We start from the raw sequence: 19,902 nt of genomic DNA on the forward strand, positions 1-19,902 counted from the left end.
ACGGGCTGAAAGGGACGTACTGCCTACAGGTTCAGACGCAGACGAAACGGAGCGTTGAATCAAGGAAAGTGGACTTGACGGTTCGCTGAGTCACGGAGATGGTTGCTCTGCCTGGTGCAGGAGCCCTGACCCATGGCCAAGGGAGTCCTCCTTCTCGCGACGCGCGGCTGGGTTCGGTGAACGAGAGCGGGGTCGAGAATATGCGACTGGTCACCTCGAGTTGCCGATGTTTGCCATCACGCTCAGTTTCTTGGCAACCCACCGATTGAGACGGGGTTGAGCGCCAATCCGTGATGGAGCGTCGCGGCTCCCGCGGTCTGGAATCCTCTGGAGGATTTTCATATCGGTATCCTTTCGCTGCGTCGCGGAAGTTGCCTCCAGTGGTTTACGCCGGGATGTTCACCGGCAGTGAAAACCAAAAAGAGGCCTGCTGGTTCGTTCGCGCTGTATCGGTGTTCGGTGCGGGTTGATTATTCGGGAGCGATCCCGACGTGACGGTCACTGCACCGTCTGTGGGGGCGCCGGGCCGGACTGAACGGGCCGGCCCGGCGCGCACCGGCTCAGAAGTCCATGTCCGTCCGACGGGTCGCCAGCCAGGGCCGGGGCTTCTCCGGCTTGTCGGTGATGACGGCCTCGGTGGTGAAGTGAGCGTCCGCTGCCCGGGTGACCAGGGATGATCGACCATCTTCGGCTCGGCTGCATGGTGTTCCACGCAAGGCGGGGCCGGAGCCCCTGTTGACCCAGCTGTATTCAGGACTGTATTCAGTAAGCGGCCGCCAAGGCGGAGGAACGAGGGACCCGATGCCGACCACCACGAGCTCTACGGCGAGTCTCGCTGAGCGCGCCGTCCTCGCGGTCCGTGAGCTGATCCACGACGGGGGGCTGCTGCCCGGCCAGCCCATCCGCCAGCTCGCGCTCGCGGAGCAGCTGGGCATGAGCCGGGTTCCGCTGCGGGAGGCGTTGAAGAACCTGCAGGCCGACGGGCTGGTCACGGCGTCACCGACGGGTGGGTTCGAGGTCACGCGGCTCTCGGCCGACGAGCTCGGGCAGTTCTACCTGATGCGCAGGCTGCTCGAGTCCGAGCTGCTGCGCCGCGTCGAGGCGGTGCCGGAGTCCGAGCTGGAGCTGCTCGCCGGGCTCAACGCCCGGATGGCCGAGATGGTCGACCAGCCCTCGCGGGAGCTCCGTTCGCTCAACCGCGAGTTCCACTTCCGGATCTTCGGACTCGCTGCCGGGCTCGGTCACGTCGTGGCCGAGGTCTCCCGGCTCTGGGACCGCACCGTCCCCTATCGCGCCGTCTACAGCTCGGAGCGTTCGGCCCGCGCCCTGATCGTCGCGGAGCACGACGCGCTCATCGCCGCGCTCGGCGACCGGGACGTCGAGCGGCTGGTCGAGGTGATGGACGGCCACCGCGCCGCCAGCGAGCGTGACGTGGTCCACGTGCTCACCCGGCCGGGCCCCGTGCTCGGTTAGCGCGCACGTCGACGCCCGGCGCAGCCCACGCCGGCGCCGCGCTCACCCGTCATCACTGGAACGTCATCACTGCGCTCGATGAGGAGGAACGCACGATGACCGCTTCACAGACCCCCGCCGGGGACGTACCGATGGCCGCATCCGCTCCACCGTCCCGGCGCTCCGGCTACGTCGCCTTCGTGGTCATCGTCAGCTTCCTGGCCTGGGCCCTGGTCTCGATGGACCAGACCATGCTCGGTGTCGCGGTGCCGTCGCTGTCCGATGCGCTCGGCGTGTCGCTGTCCACAATGGAATACCTGGTCGGGATCTTCGCCTTCGTGACGTTCGCGGCGCCCGTGATCGGCGGGCGTCTCATCGACCGGCTGGGCAGGCGCTGGGGCTTCCAGGCGTCGCTGCTGGGCACCGGGATCTTCGGCGGCCTGACGGCGGTGGTCGGCGCCGCCTGGCAGTTCGTGCTGGTCCGGATCGTCGCAGCGACGTCGTACGGCCTCACCGAGCCGGTGGTGAACACCGTCGTCGCCGAGGAGGCGCCCGCCCGCCGCCGCGGGCTGATCATGGGCTTCGTGCAGGCCGGCTACCCGCTCGGCGCCGCCGTCGCGGGCACGCTCGCCGCGGTGCTGCTGCCGTCCTCCGGCTGGCGCCCGCTGTTCCTGATGGCCTTCGCCCCGGTGCTCATCGTGCTGGTCTCCGCGCGGTTCCTGCGCGAGTCCCGCAGCTTCACGGCCGTGCGCGCCGAGACCGAGCGCCGGCAGGTCAACCACCGGCCCGGCTGGCGCCAGCTCTTCTCCCCGCAGCTGCGCAGGCAGACCATCGTCACCAGCCTGTTCGGGTTCTGCATCAACGGTGGGATCGGCCTGATCATCGGCGTCGTCACCACCTACCTCGTGCACGTCGACGGGATCGGGATCGGGGCTGCGGCGTTCCTGTTCGGGCTGAGCAACTGGGTCGCGCTGGGCAGTCAGGTCCTCGTCGGCTTTCTCGCCGACCACCTTCCGGCGAAATGGCTGATGACCGGCTACTCGGTGCTCGCCGCTGGAGCGTTGGCGCTTCTGGTGACGCCGCACCTGACCTACTCGATGGCGCTGGTCAGCCTCGTCGCGTTCGGGTTCTTCGGGAACGGCACGTTCGGCTGCTACACGCGCTACACCGCCGAGTCCTTTCCCGCGGAGCTGCGGGGCACCGGCACGTCGTTCTCGCTCGGCTTCTCGTTCCTGACCTTGTCGTTCATGCCGATCATCGGCGGTGCGTTGATCGAGTCGAGCACGCCCGCGGTGATTCCGGCGATCTCCGCGGCGCTGGTGCTGGCAGGTGCCGTCGTCATGGCCTGCGGGCGCAACCTGCCGCCGCAGCGCGAGCTCGACCAGCTCACGCCGTCGCGGTTACTGGCCCCCAACTGATCAGTACAGATTGAGAGGAGGTGTCCCGTGGCGGATCTGGAGTACACCGTCGCCGACGGCATCGGCACGATCCTGCTGAACCGGCCGCACCGCAAGAACGCCTTCACCATGGACATGATCGACGTGTGGGCGGAGGCGCTCCGCGAGGCGCGTACCGATCCGGACGTGCGGGTCGTGGTGCTCACCGGCGCCGGTGACGCCTTCTGTTCGGGCGTCGACCTCGACCGTCGCGACGGCGCCGCACCTCCGACGCCGTTGCAGCGCAAGGAGAGCCTCACCGAGCGGATCCACCGGATCCCCTACGCGCTGGAGGACCTGGACAAGCCGGTGATCGCCGCGATCAACGGGGTGGCCGTCGGCGCCGGGATGGACATGGCGCTGATGTGCGACATGCGGATCATGGCCCGCTCGGCACGGTTGTCGGAGGGATACGTCCGCGTCGGCCTCGTTCCCGGCGACGGTGGCTGCTACTACCTGCCGCGCCTGGTCGGCACGGCGAAGGCGCTGGAACTGCTGCTCACCGGTGACTTCATCGACGCCGAGGAGGCGGGCAGGCTGGGGATCGCCAACCACGTCGTCGACGACGCGGACCTCGCCGGCGCGGTCTCCACCCTGGCCCGCAAGATCGCCGACGGCCCTCCGGTGGCGATCCGGACGATCAAGCGTGCGGTCTACCAGTCGGCGCGGTCCGACCTGCGCACTGCGCTCGATCTCATCTCCTCGCACATGGCGGTGGTCACCTCCACCGAGGACTCCGCCGAGGCGCTCGCCGCCTTCCGTGAGAAGCGCCCCGGCCGGTTCGTCGGGCGCTGACCAACAGTGGGCCCGCGGAGGGCCTGGAAAGGAGGCACGCATGACGTTCGCAGGATTCGACCTGCCCGACGACCTGCGGCTGCTCCGGGACACGGTCGCCGACTTCGTCCGGGAGGAGATCGTTCCCGTCGAGGCGGGCGTGCCCGGTGACGCCCGCGGCCTGCCGATCGACGACCTCAGGACGCTGCAGGCCAAGGCCCGCGCCGCGGGGTTCTGGTGCCTGGAGGCGCCGGAGGAGTACGGCGGCGGTGGGCTCGGCGTGTTCGAGGGCGTGGTGCTGGCTGAACAGATGGCCAAGCACCGCTACAGCTTCCCGCGGCCGGGGGCGGGCGTCTTCGGTTCCGAACCGCCGAACGTCCTCTACAAGGGCAGCCCGCGCCAGATCGAGGAGTACGTGCGTCCGACGATCGAGAACGCCTGGACGGCGTTCAGCGCGATCAGCGAGCCGACGGGTGGATCGGACCCGGCGCGGGCCATCCGCAGCGTCGCCACGCGCGACGGCGACGTCTACCGGATCAACGGCCACAAGATGTGGACCAGCGGCGCGGACACGGCGCGGTACGGCATCGTCTACGCGCGCACGGACCGCGAGGCCGGGCGGCGCGGGATGAGCGCCTTCATCGTCGACTCCGGCACGCCCGGGATGACGATCACCCCGGTACCCGTGCTGCGCGACCACTGGACCACCGAGGTCGTGTTCGACAACGTCGAGGTCCCGGCGGAGAACCTGGTGGGTGAGGAGGGTCAGGGCTTCGGCCTGGCCCAGGAGTGGCTGGTCCGCGGCCGGTTGCGCTACGCCGCCCAGGCGGTAGGCGTGGCCGAGGAGGCCGTGCGCATCGCGCTGGAGTGGGCGAAGACGAGGGAGACGTTCGGGGCGCTGCTCGCCACCCGGCAGGCCGTGCAGTTCCCGCTGGCCGACGCGCGCATGCAGATCTCGGCGGCGCGACACCTGACCTGGGAGGCCGCGTGGGAGGCCGACCAGGGCCGCGACGCCCGCACGAAGGCGTCGATCGCGAAGGTCTACGCCACCGAGGCCGGGTACCAGGTCGTCGACGCGATGATGCAGATCCTCGGCGGGATGGGGATGACCAAGGAGATGCCGCTCGAGCACTGGTTCCGCGGGCTGCGGGTGGCCCGGGTCGTCGAGGGGCCGAGCGAGATCCAGCGCTTCCTCGTCGCGCGGGACATGCTGGGTGCCGCTGCACTGGGCAGGGCGTCGTGACCACGGCGTCGGACAGGACCTCGGCCGACGGCGCGGGCGGCCCCGCCGGGCCCACGAGCCCGCTCGCCGCCCGGCCGCTCGACGTCGAGCGGTTGCTGCGGCCCGCGTCGGTCGCGATCGTCGGTGCCTCGGCGAACGCCGGGGTGATCAGCGGGATCCCGCAGCGGGTGCTCGCCCAGCACGGCTACGCCGGCGCGGTGTACCCGGTGAACCCCCGCTACGACGAGATCGACGGCGTGCCCTGCTACCCGGACATCGAGTCGGTACCCGGGCCGGTCGACGTCGTGCTCGTGGTGGTGAACGCGAGTCGCGTGGTCGAGGTGCTCGACGCCTGCGGGCGGGCGGGCGTCCGGTTCGCCGTGGTGATCAGCTCCGGGTTCGCCGAGCAGGCCGACGCCGCCGACCGGCAGCAGGCGCTCGCCGACGTCTGCGCGCGCCACCCCGGCATGCGCGTGCTCGGCCCCAACGGCGAGGGTCTGATCAACGTCGTCGACGACGTTCCGCTGGGGTTCAGCCCCACGATCGACTACCGGCGCGGCCTGGTGCGGCTGCGCCGGGGTGACGTCGCCGTGGTGGCGCAGAGCGGCGGGCTGGGATTCGCGCTGTTCAACGACGGGCTCAGCCGGGGGCTCGGGTTCAGCCACGTGGTCACCACGGGCAACGAGGTGGACGTCGACCTGACCGACCTCGCCGAGGCGCTGTTGTACGACCCGGACACACGGGTGCTGCTGCTGTTCGTCGAGGGCGTGGCGGAGCCGGAGCGGCTCGCGGCGCTCGGCGACGCCGCCCTCGCGGCGGAGAAGACGGTGGTCGTCGCGAAGGTCGGGAACACCGAGGCGGGCAGGCGGGCCGCGCTCGCCCACACGGCGCACGACGCGGGCGACGAGGCGCTCTACGCCCAGCTGTTGGACCGGACCGGCATCCTGCGGGCCCACGACCAGGAACACATGATCGATCTCGCCCTCGCGCTGTCGCGCACCACCCGGCTCGCCGGACCCCGGGTCGGGATCGTCACCGTGTCCGGAGGCGCCGGCACCTGGCTCGCCGACGACCTCGTGTCGGCCGGGCTGCAGGTGCCGCTGCTCTCCGACGGGCTGCAGGCGCGCCTGCGCGAGGGGATTCCGCCGTACGGCAGCCCGGCCAACCCGGTGGACGCCACGGCGCAGGTGCTCGGGCTCGGCGGGATCAGCCCGGTGGTGCGGCTGCTCGCCGAGAGCGGCGAGGTCGACGCGGTGGTGCTGGTGGCGACGCTGGCCGACCAGAAGCAGCTCGAACGCGAGCGCGAGCACCTCGTCGCGCTGGCCCGGGCGGTGCCGCTCGTGATCTACAGCTACACCAGGCCCGCCCAGGCCAGCATCGATCTCCTCGAGGAGCTCGGGATCGCCTACTTCACCAGCACCGCCCGCGCGGCAGGCGCGCTGGCGGCACTGGCGCCCCGCGATCAGCCGAGGTAGGGCGGGGCCTCACCCCAGCCCCACCGGGGGGTGGGCGCGTTCTGCATGGGAGTGGCGCCCGGTGCCGCGTTCTCCCGGGCGATGCGCGTGCCCCACTCCACGTAGGCGACGAAGGCGGAGCGGAACTCGGGGTCCTCGGGGAGCCCCGCCTCGTCGGCGCTCGCCGCGATGAGGGTCGCCCACCGCGCCCGCTGCTCCTCGGTGATGCCGAGGCCGATGTGGTGGCTCAGCATCGCGGGGTAGCCGCCGAGCTCGTCGGTGTAGTCGGTGGGGCCGCCGAACACCTCGCCGAGCCAGCGGGCCACGTGGTCGCGGTGGTTCGGGCCCATGTGCCGGAAGACGGGTTCGAGCACGGGGTCGGCGAGCACGCGGTCGTAGAACACATCGGTGAGGCGGTGCAACGCGGCGGACCCGCCACACCAGTCGTAGAGCGTCGGGACGGTGTCTGTCACAGAAGAACTCCTGAAATTACTTCATTACGGCGTTGATGCGCGCCCATCCTCGCGCGCTTCCGTCAGGAGCGCCAGTGCGGCCGCCCGGAGAATCGCCGCCTCGGACTGCAGTGCGAAGAACGTGAACCCCAACTCGCGGAAACGGTGCACGTGCGCGGGGGTGCCGCAGTAGATGCCGACCGGAAGGTCACGGTCACGGCAGCCGGCGACGACCTTGCGCAGCATCTGCTCGTAGTCCGCGTCGTCCTGGGCTCGCGGCAGCCGCCCCGAGCTGAGGGCCAGATCCGACGGTCCGACGAACACCGCGTCGAGCCCGTCGACCGACGCGATCTCCGGGAGCGCCTCGACCGCCGCGACCGTCTCGACCATGACGATGCACTGCGGGTCGGGCCGGCCGGGTGACCAGGCCGCTCGGGTGGGCCCGTAGCTGCGCCCGCCGCGGGGTGGGTAGTGGCAGGCCTCCACGGCGCGCGCCGCCTCCTCGGCCGTGTCGACCAGCGGCACGATCACCGCGGCGGCCCCGCGGTCCAGGGCCCGCCCGATCGCACTGGGCTCGTTGCCCGTGACCCGCACGACGGCAGGCGTGCCGGTGGCGTCCAGCGCCTGGAGCATCGGGAAGAGTGCGTCGTCGCCGATCAGGCCGTGTTGCTGGTCCACGCACAGGAACCCGAAGCCGACCGAGCCCATGAGCTCGGCGGATGCGGAACCGGGCAGCTGCAGCCAGCCGCCGACGATGTCGGCCGTCAGGTCGAGAGGGGGAGCGTTCACAGCGCGAACTCTGCCACGTCGCCCCTGGCCACGACGTGAACGAGCGAGTACAGAGGGGGACAACCGCGCGCGTCCGTTGCGTATGCAACCACGGTCATCGGATGACGGGAGAACGAGGATGAGCGACATCGCTCCGCACGGTCTGCATCACGTCACGGCGATCGCGTCGGATCCACAGCGCAACGTCGACTTCTACACGCAGGTGCTGGGGCTGCGGCTGGTGAAGCGGACGGTGAACTTCGACGCTCCCGGCACCTACCACCTCTACTACGGCGACGCGCAGGGCGCGCCGTCCACGCTCCTGACGTTCTTCCCGTGGCAGGGCGTGCCCCCCGGGCGTCAGGGCAGCGGGCTGACCACGGCCACCGCGTTCAGCGTGCCGCCGGAGTCGATGGGCTGGTGGCAGCGCCACCTCGCCGGCCTCGGCCTCGAGATCGACGGCCCGCGCACCCGAGACGGAGAGGAGGTGCTGACGCTGCGCGACCCCGACGGCCTGGTCATCGACATCGTCGCGGCACCCGGTGACGCCCGGTCGGGCTGGGACGGCGTCGCCCGTGTCCCCGCCGAGCACGCGGTGCGCGGCCTGTACTCCCTCACGCTGTCCGAGCGGCTGCCCGACGCCACCGCGGAGATGCTCGCGGGGCTGCTCGGGATGCGTCTGCAGGGCGAGAACGGCGACCGTGCGCGTTTCGTGATGGCAGACGGGGGTGCCGGGGCGGTCGTCGACGTGGCCGCCGACCCGGGCCCGCGGGGCCTGCAGGCGGGCGGCACCGTGCACCACATCGCCCTGCGCGCGCCCGACCAGGCCACCCAGGCCCGCTGGCGCGAGGAGTTGGTCGACGCCGGGCTGCGGGTCACCGAGATCCTCGATCGGCAGTACTTCACCTCCATCTACTTCCACGAGCCCGGGGGAGTGCTGCTGGAGATCGCGACCGACCGGCCGGGCTTCACCGTCGACGAGCCGCTGCTGGAGCTGGGGCGTTCGCTGAAGCTGCCACCGTGGCTCGAGCCCGACCGTGATCAGATCGCGGCCGCGCTCCCGCCGCTGCTGGTGGATGAGCCGGCCTCGTCGGCGTGACCGAGCCGTTCCCGGGAGTCCAGGAAAGCCACCTCCGGACCTCGCGGCCCGGCGATGGCCTTCCTGAACCGCAGGGGAGCGGTTGCCAGGGACTCAGCCGGAGGCCGGCACGGTCGGAATGCCGTTGGCCGGTGGTGCGGTCTCCTGCTGTGTCGCCTCGGTGATCGGTGCGTCACCGTTGTCGGTCACCAGCACAGGGGTGAGGCTCTCCGTGGCGCCTCCCTTGATGCGGGTGACCTCCACTCCCGAGATGCCGGCGTGCCGATCGGCCGAGAACCGGAACGGCGCCATCCACGGCCCCTGGAACTGCGCGCCCGACCGCTCGATGGCCTGCACGATGCTCTCGCGCGTGGGATCGGCGCCGGCCGCCTGCAAAGCCTGCACGAACGTGTAGGCCTGGGACATGCCGTAGATGCGGTAGTTCGTCAGGTCGCCGTCGCCGCCGTACTGGTCCCACACCCTCTGGAACAGCTGCGTCCACGGGTCCTGCGGAGCGTCCACACCGGGCAGGTACTCGGTGGTGATCACGCCGTCGAGCATCGACGCGTCGGTAACGGCGCCCTCGGAGAAGCGGGCCAGGAGCGACCCGACCAGGCCCGGGTCGGAGCCGACGTTCGAGTAGATCCACTGCGGCTTGTAGTTCAGCCGCAGCGACTGCAACTGCGAGAGCGCGGTGTAGGACGGCACGTTGAAGCCGATCACGAGGTCGGCTCCCGCCGCCTGCAGCGCCGCGATCTGCGGGGCCACGTCGGTGTTACCGGGGGTGTAGCGCTCCGCCGCAACGATCTGCTTGTCGAGGAACCGGCGGGCGCCGAGCTCGCCGTCGCGCCCGAAGTCGTCGTCCTGGAGGAACAGCCCGACCTTGGCGTTCGGGAAGTTCTGTGACACGTACTGCCCGACGATCTTGCCCTCGATCTCGTAGTCGGGCTGCCAGCCGAAGGTCTGCGGGTTCTTGTCGGGCTGGTCCCACAGCAGCGAGCCGGAGGAGACGAACAGGTCGGGAACGCCCTCGCTGTTCAGGTAGTCGAGCACTGCGGAGTGCGTGGGCGTGCCGAGCCCGGAGAGGATCGCGAACACCTGGTCCTGCAGGACGAGCTCGTTGACGACCTGGCTGGTCTGCGTCGGATTATAGGCGTCGTCGCGGTAGACGTAGTCGATCTTCCGCCCGTTCACGCCGCCCGCGGCGTTGACGAAGTCGAAGTAGGCCTTCGTCCCGGTCGGGATCTCGCTGTAGCCGGGCGCGGCCACACCGGTGAGCGGGAAGTGCCCCCCGACCTTCACCGACGTCTCCGTGATCCCGACGGACGGCGCCGCGCCGTCCCCGGACCCGCCGTCGGGCCGCCCGCCCGCGCCGCACGCGGTGAGAACCAGCGCTGCCGCGACCGCTGCCGCGGCCGGCGCCCAGCGCCTGCTTCTCCTGATCATCCTGTCCTCCTCGTCGAGGGTTCCCGGCGGTTCGTCCGGCTTCGGTTCCAGATCTGTTTCACCACGCCCACGGCCCCCGACGGCGCGAGCAGTATCACGAGCACGAGCACCACGCCGTAGACGAACGGCGCGAGCTGTGCTGCCTGGGTGCCGTCGAGTCCCGCGCCGATACCGATGTTGGTGACGGCAGGTGGCAGGAACACCAGCAGCGCGCTGCCGAGCAGAGCGCCGACGAGGCTGCCGAGCCCACCGACGACCACCGCCGTGAGCAACCCCAGCGACAGCACGATGGTGAACCCGCTGGGCGCGGCCAGCCGCACGACGATGCCCAGCACCGACCCCGCCAGCCCGGCGCAGACCGCGCTGACCACGAACGCGAGCACGCGGACGCGGCCCAGCCGGATGCCCGCCAGTTCCGCCGCGACCTCGTCGTCGCGCACGGCACGCCAGACCCGTCCCGTGCGCCCGGCCATCAGGTTGGCCAGGAGCAGCAGCACCAGCAGCAACGTCCCCCAACCGAGGTAGGCGAGGTACTTGGCGGTGGGCGTCTCGTTGGCGGAGAGGAAGTAGACGGCGTCGGAGAACCAGTCGGGCACGTCGGGCGAAGCGACCGGGAGACCCTGCTCGCCGCCGAGCGTGTGGTCGAAGTAGATCGCGAGCCCCGGCACCGCGACGGCCAGCGCGAGCGTGGCGCCTGCCAGGTACGGCCCGTGCAGCCGGGCAGCGGCCGCCCCGACCACCGCACCGACCACCGCGGTGACGACGGCCGCGATGAGCATGACAAGCAGCAGTGGGAGGCCCGTGCCGTCGTCGCCGAGCAACAGACCGGTGGTGTACGCACCGACCGCCATCAGCGCGCCGTGACCGAGCGAGATCTGCCCGTTGAGCCCGGTGAGCACGGTGAGGCCCGCTGCGGCGATCGCGTAGTAGGACATCGTGGCGAACTGCGAGTTGCGGAACGGGCTCGTCAGTTCCAGCACGAGCACCACGGCGACCAGCGCGACGACGACGATCAGCGCGTGCCGGCCGAAGGTGGAGCGCGGCAGCCTGCGGCGCAGGGCGTCCAGGCGGCGGGGCCGTAGAGCCGCGGCCGCGGACGGGGAGGACGCCTGTGCGGCGGCTGCGGGCTCGTCGGTCTGCTGGGACATCAGACCCTCCGTGCCGCGGTGCGGGCGAACAGGCCCTGCGGACGGACCAGCAGCACCGCGACGAGGATGACGAGTGCCGCCAGCGCCACTAGTTCGCTGCCGAGGTAACCGCTCACGTAGGACAGCAGCAGCCCGATCGTCAGGCCACCGACCACGGCGCCCGCCGGCGAGTCGAGCCCGCCGAGCACGGCCGCGACGAAACCGTAGACGATCACGGCGTCCATGTAGGCGGGGAAGACGAGGCTCCCGCCCGCGATCAGCAGGCCCGACAGCGACCCGACGCCCGCGGCGAGCGCCCAGCCGAGCGTGAGCATGCGACCGACGCGGACGCCGAGCAGCCGCGACACCTCCTGGTTGAAGGCGGCGGCCCGCATCTTCAGGCCGAGGTCGGTGAAGCGGAAGAGCGCCACCAGGCCGAGCATCACCACGACGACGGCCACGATGGTGTAGATGCTGTTCGGGGTGAACGCGATGTTGACCCCGCCCACGGTGAACCCGCGCAGGTCGAACGGTGCGGGGAAGGACTGGAACGTGGAGCCGAACAGGATCGCGGCCAGCGCCTGCAGCGCCACGAACAGGCCCAGCGTCACGATCACGGCGTTGAGCTCCGGTCCGCCCTCGACCGGCCGGACCACCAGCCGCTCGATCCCGGCGCCCAGCACCAGACCGGTGACGAGCGCGACCACGAGCGCCACCCAGTAGGACTGGCCGCCCTCGATCACGGTGAGCGCGAGATAGGTGGTGAACATGGCCATCGCGCCCTGTGCGAAGTTGACGATCCGGGTGGACCGCCAGATCAGCACCAGGGCCAGCGCGAAAGCCGCGTAGACGGCGCCCTGGCCGAGCCCGGTCAGCGTGACGTTGAGGAACTGCTGCACTGCTCTCCTCTCCAGAGATTCGTGACCGTGCGCATCAGAAGCCCAGGTACGCGTGGCGCAGACCGTCGTCGGCGGCGAGGGCGCCCGCGCTGTCACGGGCCACCACCCGGCCCAGGTTGAGCACGATCCCGACGTCGGCGATGGAGAGGGCGCTGCGCGCGTTCTGCTCGACGAGCAGCACCGTGACCCCTTCGCTGTCGACCAGGTCGCGCAGCAGCCCGAAGATCTGCGCGACGATCCGGGGCGCCAGCCCGAGTGACGGCTCGTCGAGCAGCAGGACGTCGGGACCCGACAGCAGGGCACGTCCGATCACGAGCATCTGCCGCTCGCCGCCGGAGAGCACGTGCGCGTCGCGGCGCCGCCGCTCAGCCAGCGCCGGGAACATCTCGTACACCCGGGCCAGGTCGTGCTCCGTGCGCTTGCGGGAGGCGCCCAGCAGTGCGCCGAGGCGCAGGTTCTCCTCCACCGTGAGCTCGGTGATGACGCCGCGGCCCTCGGGGACGTGCGCGATACCGGCGCGGGCGATCTCCTCGGCGGGAGCGCGGGTCAGGTCGGTGCCGTCCAGGAGCACCTTCCCCGCCACCGGCCGGACCAGCCCGGACACCGTGCGCAGGAGCGTCGACTTGCCGGCCCCGTTGGCACCCAGCACAGCGGTGACCTGCCCTCGCTCGGCAGTGATGTCGACGGAGTCGAGCGCCGTGACCGGACCGTAGGCCGTGGTCAGGCCGGAGATCTCCAGCGTCCCGGTACTCATGAATGAGTGGCCTCCTCGCCCAGGTACGCGTCGATCACCGCGGGGTCGTCGCGCACCTCGTCGGGGGTGCCGTCGGCGACGACCTTGCCGAAGTCGAGCACGGTGATCCGGTCGCAGACCGACATCACCAGGTCCATGTGGTGCTCCACCAGCACCACCGACATCCGGCCCGTCAACCTCCGGATCAGCTCGCCGAGCTCGCTCATCTCGTCGCCGCTCAGGCCGCTCGCGGGTTCGTCGAGCAGCAGCAGGTCGGGCGCGGTCGCGAGCGCCCGTGCGAGTGCGACCCGCTTCTGCACCGGGTACGGGAGGCTGCCGGGCAACCGGGTGGCGTAGCCGTCGGCCCCGAGCTCGGTGAGCGCGGCCATCGCGCGCTCGCGCAGCGCCCGTTCGTCGCGGTCCGACGTGCGCAACGCGAACAGCGTGGCGGCGAAACCGGCCCGGCGGTGCCGGTCGGCGCCGACCATCACGTTCTCCACCACGTTGAGCCCGCGGAAGAGCCCCACGCCCTGCAGGGTGCGCGCGATGCCCATCCCCGCGAGCTGGTGGGGCCGCAGGTCGCGTACGGGCCTGCCGTGGCGCAGCACCGTGCCCGTGTCGGGGCGGACGAAGCCGCAGCAGACGTTGAAGAGGGTGGTCTTGCCCGCGCCGTTCGGCCCGATCACGCCGTGCACCTCGCCCGGGCCGACCGTGAGCGATACGTCGTCCAGCGCGACGAGGCCGCCGAACCGGACCCCGATCCCGCTGACCGCGAAGACGGCCGACGCGTCCGGGGACGTCGTCGGCCCGGTGGGCGATGTCGACAGTGACACGTGGGCGTCTCCCGGGTGCGGGCGGCGGGTGACCCCGATCACCGGGGTGGCCCAACTTTGGGCGCTGCGCCCAGTCCGCACCATGTGCTCAGAGCCCAAGATCCCCAGCGATGGACTGGGCACTGCGCCCGCGGTAGTGGACGGCGCTGTGCGGTCTGTTGCACAGTGCCGGGATGATCCCCACCCGGCGGGCCGCCGGCGAAGGCCGCCGCGCCACCGGTACGCGCACGGGCGTCGCGCGGCGCCCCCTCCCCGAGGAATCCGCCGAGGCGCTGCGCGTGCTCGGGGGCGTGTTGATCGGCGAGGTCGACGGTCTGGCCGACCGGCTCACCGTGATGGTGCTGCAGCGCGAGCCGATCTACGCCGAGCTCGACATGGTGGAGGAACTGCGCAGCGCGTGCCGCGCGAACATGGAACGCGGCGTGCAGACGCTCGCCGAGCAGGTGCCGGGCGGCGTGGACCCCGAGGACACCTCGCGGCGGACCGGCCGCCTCCGTGCGCGCCAGGGCGTGCCGCTCGAGGTGGTGCTCAAGGCGTACCGGCTGGGCGGGCGCGTCATGTGGGAAGCCCTGCTCAACACTTCCCGCGGCCGCTTCTCGGGGCGGTACGACAGCGCGCTGCTCGACGCGGCGAGCTACGTCTGGCGCGTCAACGACAGCAGTGCCACAGCGCTGGTCGAGGCCTACCGGCTCGAGGAACTGCGCTTGCAGAGCCACGACCTGAGCAGGCGCCACGCCGTGATCGACGGCCTCATCGAGGGCCGCGGGAGCGACCCGGCGTTCCTCCGGGAGGCGGCCACCGTGCTCGGGATGCCGGAGCGCGGCCCGATGTTGTGTGTGGTGACGCCGCTCGAACCGACCGGCGAGGATCCACTGCGGTCGCCGCTGGAGGCGCTGGCGGCCCACGGCATCGTCTCGGCCTGGTTCATGCGCCCGCGCGACGAGGTCGGCCTGGTGGCGCTCGGGTCACGCCCGCCCGAGGTGGCCGTCGAGGCGTTGCGCCCGTGCGCCGAGGGCCGGGTCGGCGTCTCCCCGGTGGTCGACGGCCTGGGCGCGATCGACGCGGGCTACCGGATGGCTCACACGGCGGCCCGCACCCTGGTCGAGCCCGGTCTGGTGGTGCTCGACGAGCGGCTGCCCGAGGCGCTGCTGGTGGACAGCCCGGAGCTGGTGCCCCGGGTGGTGCAGAGCGCGCTGGGCGGCCTGCTGGACCTGCCCGCCGCCGACCGGGACATGCTCCTCGACACCCTGCAGGAGCTGCTGGCGAACGGCGGCTCGCCGACCCACGCCGCCGCGGCGCTGTTCTGCCACCGCAACACCGTGATCTACCGGATGCGGCGGATCGAGGCGGCCACCGGCCGCTCCATCGCTGATCCGCGCGACCGGCTGCTGCTCACCCTCGGGGTGATGGCTGCGCGGGCGGGTGGATTTCCGGCTGACCGCTGACCAGCGGAAACGTTGTCAGGAGCTGACGAGCTCGCGCTCCAGCGGCGTGCGGAACCGCGGCGTGACCCGTACGCCGCCCACCCGGGCCGCGAGCCGCTCGGCCGCCGCGTGCACGGCGGCGGTCGCCTCGGCGCCGATGTCCTCGAGCAGCCGCAGCGCCACCGTGCCGTCCGCGCGGTGCGCCCAGCCGCCGACGATCCTGCCGTCGCACCACACCGTCGGGCCGATGTTGCCACTGCGGTCGAACAGCGGGGCCTTGTGCTGCCCGAGGTACCAGCCGCGCTCCTGCCAGCCCATCGGCGTCGGGTCGAGCCCCGGGAGCAGCGCCACCCACGGCTCGGGTTCCGCCACGGGCTCGACGTCGTCGGGCAGCACCACGCCCGGGACGCCGTCGAGGTCGACGGGCACGGCACCCACCGCGGCGAGCGCGGCGCGGGTGCGCGCCATCGTCCAGCCCGTCCACCACTTCAGGTCGGCGACCGGCGCGGGACCGAACGCGGTGAGCCACCGCCGCGCCAACTCCGTGCGTGCGGCGTCCGGCTCCAGCGCGGGAAAGCCGTCCGGCCACCACGCCGACACCGGTGACCAGCGGTACTGCGTGGACGTCCAGCTGCCGAGGGGACGGCCGCGGACGATGTGGCCGTCCGCCGCCAGTACGAGCAGGGCTCGGCTCGTCATGTTCTGCGGGGTGTCGTCGGGAGGCACGACGATCTGGGTGCGCAGCCGGGGCTCGTCCGCCACCAGTTCCACCGCCGTGGCCTCACCACGCTTGATCAGCGCCTGCAACGCCGAGGCCTCGACGTCGGCGAGCCACGTCGCCCCGTCCTGGATCACCCCGGCCCGCTCGATGTGCTCCACGAGCCTGCGGCGCTGCACGGCGGCGACGTCGAGCGTGCACGCGGCCTGCACCACCGGGGCGACGTCGAGCGCCACCACCCACACCGTGCGCCGCATCGACAGCATCCGGAGCAGGGCGCGCTCGTCGTGCAGGGCCCGCTCGACCGTCGGGACGTCGGCGGCCGATCGCGCGAGCACCGCAAGCACGACGGACGCGGGGTCGGTGGCGTGCAGGGCGACGAGCGCGTCGGCGACCTCGACCACCCCGGACACCGAGCCCGGTGCGGAACGCCCGGGGGCGAGGAGATGGCGCTGACCGAGCCGCGCGCGCCGCTGTGCTGTGGTGATGACCGGATCAGCCGCCATGTGCAGGATCATGGACCATTCGTCACCGGCGAACCGGGGGCGGTCCGTGCCCTCAGTGCACCACCGTCGTGCGCTCCAGCGCGTGCTCGACCAGCGTGATCACCGTCGAGAGGCAGGAGTCGCCGTTGCGGGCGTCCATCCTCAGGATCGGGACCTCCGGGGCGAGCGCGAGTGCGTCACGCACGATCTCGACCGGGAAGGTGGACGTTCCCGGGAAGAGGTTCAGCGCGACGACGAACGGCAGTCGCCGGTTCTCGCAGTAGTCGACGGACGGGAAGCACTCCTCGATCCGGTGCAGATCGACGAGTACGACCGCTCCGACGCAGCCGCGGGCGAGCTCGTCCCACATGAACCAGAAGCGTTCCTGGCCCGGCGTGCCGAAGAGGTACAGGATCAGCGCGTCGTCGACCGTGATCCGGCCGAAGTCCATCGCGACGGTCGTGGTGCGCTTACCCGGCAGCGCCGTCACGTCGTCGACCCCCACCGATGCTGCGGTCAACGCCTCCTCGGTCAGCAGCGGCGGGATCTCGGACAGAGCACGCACCAACGTCGTCTTCCCGACCCCGAACCCGCCGGCCACGACGATCTTCAGCGCTGCCGGGGCGGCGTCGTCAGTAGGCACGGAGACCGTCCAGCAAGCGCTGCAGCATCGCGGGCGTGGGGCCGCCGTCCGCGGCCCGCGGCGGGGTGTGGACCATGAGGAATCCGGCGTCGGCCAGGTCGCTGACAAGCACCCTGGCCACCCCGACCGGCACCCGCAGCCGCGCGCCGACCTCGATGAGCGACACCGGGCGCGCGGCCAGCTCGACGATCATGCGGTGTTCCTTCTGCAGGTCTCCGGCCCACCGGTCGGTCGCGACCACGAGCGACTCGACCGGGAGGTCGGGCCCGGCGGAGCGAGTGCGGCCTCCCGTCACGGCGTACACGGGGACGACGCGGTCGTCGTGGCGCTCCGGGGTGGCGTGCCCCGCCGATCCGCCCGGCCGCATCACGAAAGGTTCCCGGCTCCGGCGCGCGTCGCCGGGGCCAGCGCGTGCCCGACGCGGGCGGCCAGCAAGGTCATCTCGTAGCCGACCATCCCGATGTCGCAGCGCCGCGCGGCATGCACGGCGAGAGTGGCGCCCTGGCTGATCGCGGTGACGAACAGGTAGCCCTCGTCCATCTCGAGGATCGTCTGGCACACCGGTCCGGCGTTCAGCAGCTGCGCCGTTCCACGGGCCAGGCTGACGAGCCCGGACGCCGCTGCCGCGAGCTGGTCGGCGAGGTCATCGTCAACCCCGGGGGACGTGGCGAGCCGCAGCCCGTCACCGGAGACGACGACCACCTGCTCGACACCCGGCGTCTCCCGGGCGAACTCGACGAGCATCCAGTTGAGCGCCCCGTCGGTCACGACACCCCTCCACTCTCGTTCTCCGCGATGGCGAGCGCGGCCCGCCGACCGGCCTGGTAGCGGGAGAGCGCGTCCGCGCTCCCCGTCGTCGTGTTGTGATCCGCGGGTACGACGCGCTGATCGGGCTCGCGCAAACCCGCAGCCAGGCTCGCCTGGGGGACGCGCCGGCGGAGGGTGTGCCTGCCCGCCGGGTCGTGGTCAGGCCGGTCCGGAGGTGGCAGTGCGGCGCCAGGTGGGGGTGGGTCCGCCGGCTCAGCGAGTCGAGGCGCCGGCACCCGGGTGACGGCGGTGATGGCTGGGAAACGGTCGGGGGCCGGCGTGCCGCCGGTGGGGGTCGGACGGCGAGGAAACGGCACCGCCACGGCCGCCGGCGGGGCATGCTCGGCGGGGGTGACGGTGCCGCTGGTCTGGAGGTTGCCCGCCGGGGTGGTGCTGGTGGGACCGGCGAGGGGCCGGTCCCACCAGCCGGGCCAGGTGGTCTCGGGGGCGGGCACGGGTTCGGGCGGGCGGCGCCGGACCGGCGCGGCCGGAACGCGCCGGGCGGACGACGACCCGTTCCGCGTGGTGCCGACCACCGGCGTCGATCCGTTTCGGGCCGTGGGCCGGACCGTCCTGTTCGGGGGGGACGTCGCCGGTGCTGACTGTGCCGGCAGGTTACGGGTCGGTGCGGCCGACACCGGCTCGGACATCGACGGCGCGAACAGCTGGGTCTTCGGCGGTGGGTCGTCGAGCAGCGGGGGCTCGAACAACCTGGCGGGCAACGCCAGCATCGCGGTCAGCCCCGACCCGGGCAGCGCGGTGAGCGACACGCGAATGCCGTGCCGCGCGGAGAGCCGGGCGACGACGTGGAACCCGAGGCGTTGCGCGACCGAGAGGTCGACTTCCGGCGGGTCGGCGAGGAGCGCGTTGGTGGCGGCCAGCTCGTCCCGCGGCATCCCGAGGCCCCAGTCCTCCACGCTGACCAGATGGCCGCCGCGGGTGTCGCGGTCGGGGCAGGAGCGGATGGTGACGACCGTGTCCGGCGGGGAGAACCGCACCGCGTTCTCGGTGAGCTCGGCGATGAGGTGTGTCAGGTCGGTGACGCTGCGCCCGGAGACGGCCGGGTGCTCGTCGACCACGAGGACGACGCGTTCGAGGTGCTCGATCTCCGCGACGGCCGCTCGCGCGACGTCACGCAGCGGCACCGGCGCGCTCCACGTACGGGACGGCTGCTCACCCGAGAGCACCAGCAGGCTCTCGGCGTTGCGACGGACCCGGGTGGCCAGGTGGTCGAGCTTGAACAGCTCGGCCAGCGCGTCCGGGTCGCGTTCGGACTCCTCGAGCTGGTTGATGATGTCGAGCTGCCGGTAGAGCATGCTCTGGTTGCGCCGCGCGAGGTTCACCAGCAGATCCGAGGTGAACTGGCGGCGGCCGATCTCGGCGTCTGAGAGCCGGCGCGACAGCGTGTCCTTCTCCCGCTGCGATTCCTCCGTGACCCGCCAGAAGAGCGACATGCCCACACAGGCGAGAAGGACGGCCACACCGTGGATCGCCGACCAGAGCCACGGATTCGCCTGCGCCGCGGGATGGTTGAAGATCAATGTCTGGTGCCACGCCGAGCCGATCCCGTGACTGATCACCGTAAAAATGATGTTGAACAGGAAAGGCGCCCAGTGCTGGTACAGCGCGATGAATCCGATGATGATGAAGAAATGGAAGTGCGCCTCGATGGTGCCTCCGGTCAGCCCCACCAGTGCGGCCGACGAGTACACGAGCCCCGCTGTCACGAGCACTGATGCCGTGCCGCGCCTGCGTCGCAGCCAGTACCCGAACGCCAGGCAGACGACCGGGGTGACCAGCACGTATGCCACCGTCAGCGGCGGGTGTCGCAGGAGCAGGCCGAACAGGGCGAGCCCCGGAACGTGCATGGCGAGGACCCCCAGGAGGAGTCGGTGCCTGCGTTGCCAGTCCCTCTCATCGAGGGAGTAACCGCGGGGGAGCGTATCGAGGACCGATCTCCACATCGTGTGTCGCACCGTTCCTGAGACCTCGTCACTGGGGAGTGGTGGCGAGGCTACAGCGGTCTGACGCAGTGTGAAGAACCGCTCACGGAATGACAGAAAAATGCACGCGCCCGGCCTATTGGTGGACACTCGATGGTGTAGCGGGTTACGAGGAACGGGGGAGGGCGGCGGGCTCCCCGCGCCCCGG

General features: G+C 71.6%; 19 protein-coding genes. 7 read left to right on the top strand and 12 right to left on the bottom strand.

Features of this window, described 5'->3' with window-relative positions; all coding sequences use genetic code 11:
- The first annotated feature begins 801 nt into the window (after nucleotides 1–801).
- From ACQPZQ_RS12840 to ACQPZQ_RS12860, 5 genes are all read left to right on the top strand, one after another.
- Nucleotides 802–1,473, top strand: a complete 672-nt coding sequence (locus ACQPZQ_RS12840) for a GntR family transcriptional regulator (RefSeq protein WP_433295318.1) — start codon at nucleotides 802–804, stop codon at nucleotides 1,471–1,473.
- A 95-nt stretch (nucleotides 1,474–1,568) separates the two neighbouring features.
- Entirely contained in the window at nucleotides 1,569–2,870 is a 1,302-nt protein-coding gene (locus ACQPZQ_RS12845) for an MFS transporter (protein ID WP_433295320.1), read from the top strand.
- 27 nt (nucleotides 2,871–2,897) lie between these two features.
- On the top strand, nucleotides 2,898–3,683 hold the full coding sequence (locus tag ACQPZQ_RS12850; protein WP_433295322.1) for an enoyl-CoA hydratase/isomerase family protein: 786 nt from the start codon (nucleotides 2,898–2,900) through the stop codon (nucleotides 3,681–3,683).
- A 40-nt stretch (nucleotides 3,684–3,723) separates the two neighbouring features.
- Nucleotides 3,724–4,905: an acyl-CoA dehydrogenase family protein gene (locus ACQPZQ_RS12855; protein WP_433295324.1), complete on the top strand. Its 1,182-nt coding sequence runs from the start codon at nucleotides 3,724–3,726 to the stop codon at nucleotides 4,903–4,905.
- Nucleotides 4,902–6,359 carry a CoA-binding protein gene (locus ACQPZQ_RS12860; RefSeq protein WP_433295326.1) on the top strand — a complete coding sequence of 486 codons (1,458 nt, stop codon included), beginning with the start codon at nucleotides 4,902–4,904 and terminating at the stop codon, nucleotides 6,357–6,359. Before ACQPZQ_RS12855 ends, ACQPZQ_RS12860 begins: the two co-directional genes overlap by 4 nt.
- Here ACQPZQ_RS12860 and ACQPZQ_RS12865 read toward each other — a convergent pair.
- Nucleotides 6,347–6,811 (bottom strand): group II truncated hemoglobin, encoded by a 465-nt coding sequence (locus ACQPZQ_RS12865; protein ID WP_433295328.1) that lies wholly within the window; start codon nucleotides 6,809–6,811, stop codon nucleotides 6,347–6,349. The two genes, ACQPZQ_RS12860 and ACQPZQ_RS12865, sit on opposite strands and share 13 nt — an antisense overlap.
- A gap of 24 nt (nucleotides 6,812–6,835) precedes the next feature.
- A complete protein-coding gene (locus ACQPZQ_RS12870; protein WP_433295330.1) occupies nucleotides 6,836–7,579 on the bottom strand; it encodes an HpcH/HpaI aldolase family protein in 744 nt (247 codons plus the stop codon).
- A gap of 118 nt (nucleotides 7,580–7,697) precedes the next feature.
- Here ACQPZQ_RS12870 and ACQPZQ_RS12875 point away from each other — a divergent pair, with 118 nt between their 5' ends.
- On the top strand, nucleotides 7,698–8,657 hold the full coding sequence (locus tag ACQPZQ_RS12875) for a ring-cleaving dioxygenase (RefSeq protein WP_433295332.1): 960 nt from the start codon (nucleotides 7,698–7,700) through the stop codon (nucleotides 8,655–8,657).
- Between the two features lie 93 nt (nucleotides 8,658–8,750).
- Here the strand turns inward: ACQPZQ_RS12875 and ACQPZQ_RS12880 are convergent, their stop codons facing one another.
- From ACQPZQ_RS12880 to ACQPZQ_RS12900, 5 genes are read right to left on the bottom strand one after another with little or no spacing between them, the layout of a single operon-like run.
- Complete coding sequence (locus ACQPZQ_RS12880) at nucleotides 8,751–10,082, bottom strand: ABC transporter substrate-binding protein (protein WP_433295334.1); 1,332 nt, start codon at nucleotides 10,080–10,082, stop codon at nucleotides 8,751–8,753.
- The gene (locus tag ACQPZQ_RS12885) at nucleotides 10,079–11,230 is read right to left on the bottom strand and encodes a branched-chain amino acid ABC transporter permease (protein WP_433295336.1); all 1,152 of its coding nucleotides are present in this window, start codon (nucleotides 11,228–11,230) and stop codon (nucleotides 10,079–10,081) included. Before ACQPZQ_RS12885 ends, ACQPZQ_RS12880 begins: the two co-directional genes overlap by 4 nt.
- Complete coding sequence (locus ACQPZQ_RS12890) at nucleotides 11,230–12,108, bottom strand: branched-chain amino acid ABC transporter permease (RefSeq protein WP_433295338.1); 879 nt, start codon at nucleotides 12,106–12,108, stop codon at nucleotides 11,230–11,232. The genes ACQPZQ_RS12885 and ACQPZQ_RS12890 overlap by 1 nt, the downstream gene beginning before the upstream one ends.
- A 34-nt stretch (nucleotides 12,109–12,142) precedes the next feature.
- Nucleotides 12,143–12,862: an ABC transporter ATP-binding protein gene (locus tag ACQPZQ_RS12895; RefSeq protein WP_433295340.1), complete on the bottom strand. Its 720-nt coding sequence runs from the start codon at nucleotides 12,860–12,862 to the stop codon at nucleotides 12,143–12,145.
- Entirely contained in the window at nucleotides 12,859–13,674 is an 816-nt protein-coding gene (locus tag ACQPZQ_RS12900; RefSeq protein ID WP_433295342.1) for an ABC transporter ATP-binding protein, read from the bottom strand. The genes ACQPZQ_RS12895 and ACQPZQ_RS12900 overlap by 4 nt, the downstream gene beginning before the upstream one ends.
- A 173-nt stretch (nucleotides 13,675–13,847) precedes the next feature.
- Between ACQPZQ_RS12900 and ACQPZQ_RS12905 the strand changes: the two genes are divergently transcribed.
- A complete protein-coding gene (locus ACQPZQ_RS12905) occupies nucleotides 13,848–15,119 on the top strand; it encodes a PucR family transcriptional regulator (protein ID WP_433295344.1) in 1,272 nt (423 codons plus the stop codon).
- 15 nt (nucleotides 15,120–15,134) lie between these two features.
- Here ACQPZQ_RS12905 and ACQPZQ_RS12910 read toward each other — a convergent pair whose 3' ends face one another.
- The 5 genes from ACQPZQ_RS12910 to ACQPZQ_RS12930 are packed head-to-tail and all read right to left on the bottom strand — an operon-like array spanning nucleotide 15,135 to nucleotide 19,619.
- On the bottom strand, nucleotides 15,135–16,322 hold the full coding sequence (locus tag ACQPZQ_RS12910) for a winged helix DNA-binding domain-containing protein (protein ID WP_433295346.1): 1,188 nt from the start codon (nucleotides 16,320–16,322) through the stop codon (nucleotides 15,135–15,137).
- A 52-nt stretch (nucleotides 16,323–16,374) separates the two neighbouring features.
- Nucleotides 16,375–16,944, bottom strand: coding sequence for a GTP-binding protein (locus ACQPZQ_RS12915; protein WP_433295348.1), 570 nt, complete (start codon nucleotides 16,942–16,944; stop codon nucleotides 16,375–16,377).
- Nucleotides 16,934–17,311, bottom strand: coding sequence for a DUF742 domain-containing protein (locus ACQPZQ_RS12920; RefSeq protein WP_433295350.1), 378 nt, complete (start codon nucleotides 17,309–17,311; stop codon nucleotides 16,934–16,936). Before ACQPZQ_RS12920 ends, ACQPZQ_RS12915 begins: the two co-directional genes overlap by 11 nt.
- Entirely contained in the window at nucleotides 17,311–17,688 is a 378-nt protein-coding gene (locus tag ACQPZQ_RS12925) for a roadblock/LC7 domain-containing protein (RefSeq protein WP_433299162.1), read from the bottom strand. The genes ACQPZQ_RS12920 and ACQPZQ_RS12925 overlap by 1 nt, the downstream gene beginning before the upstream one ends.
- Before the next feature lie 20 nt (nucleotides 17,689–17,708).
- Nucleotides 17,709–19,619, bottom strand: a complete 1,911-nt coding sequence (locus ACQPZQ_RS12930; protein WP_433295352.1) for an ATP-binding protein — start codon at nucleotides 19,617–19,619, stop codon at nucleotides 17,709–17,711.
- Nucleotides 19,620–19,902 lie beyond the last annotated feature (283 nt).

The organism is Pseudonocardia sp. CA-142604 (assembly GCF_050948475.1).
Classification (GTDB): domain Bacteria; phylum Actinomycetota; class Actinomycetes; order Mycobacteriales; family Pseudonocardiaceae; genus Pseudonocardia; species Pseudonocardia alaniniphila.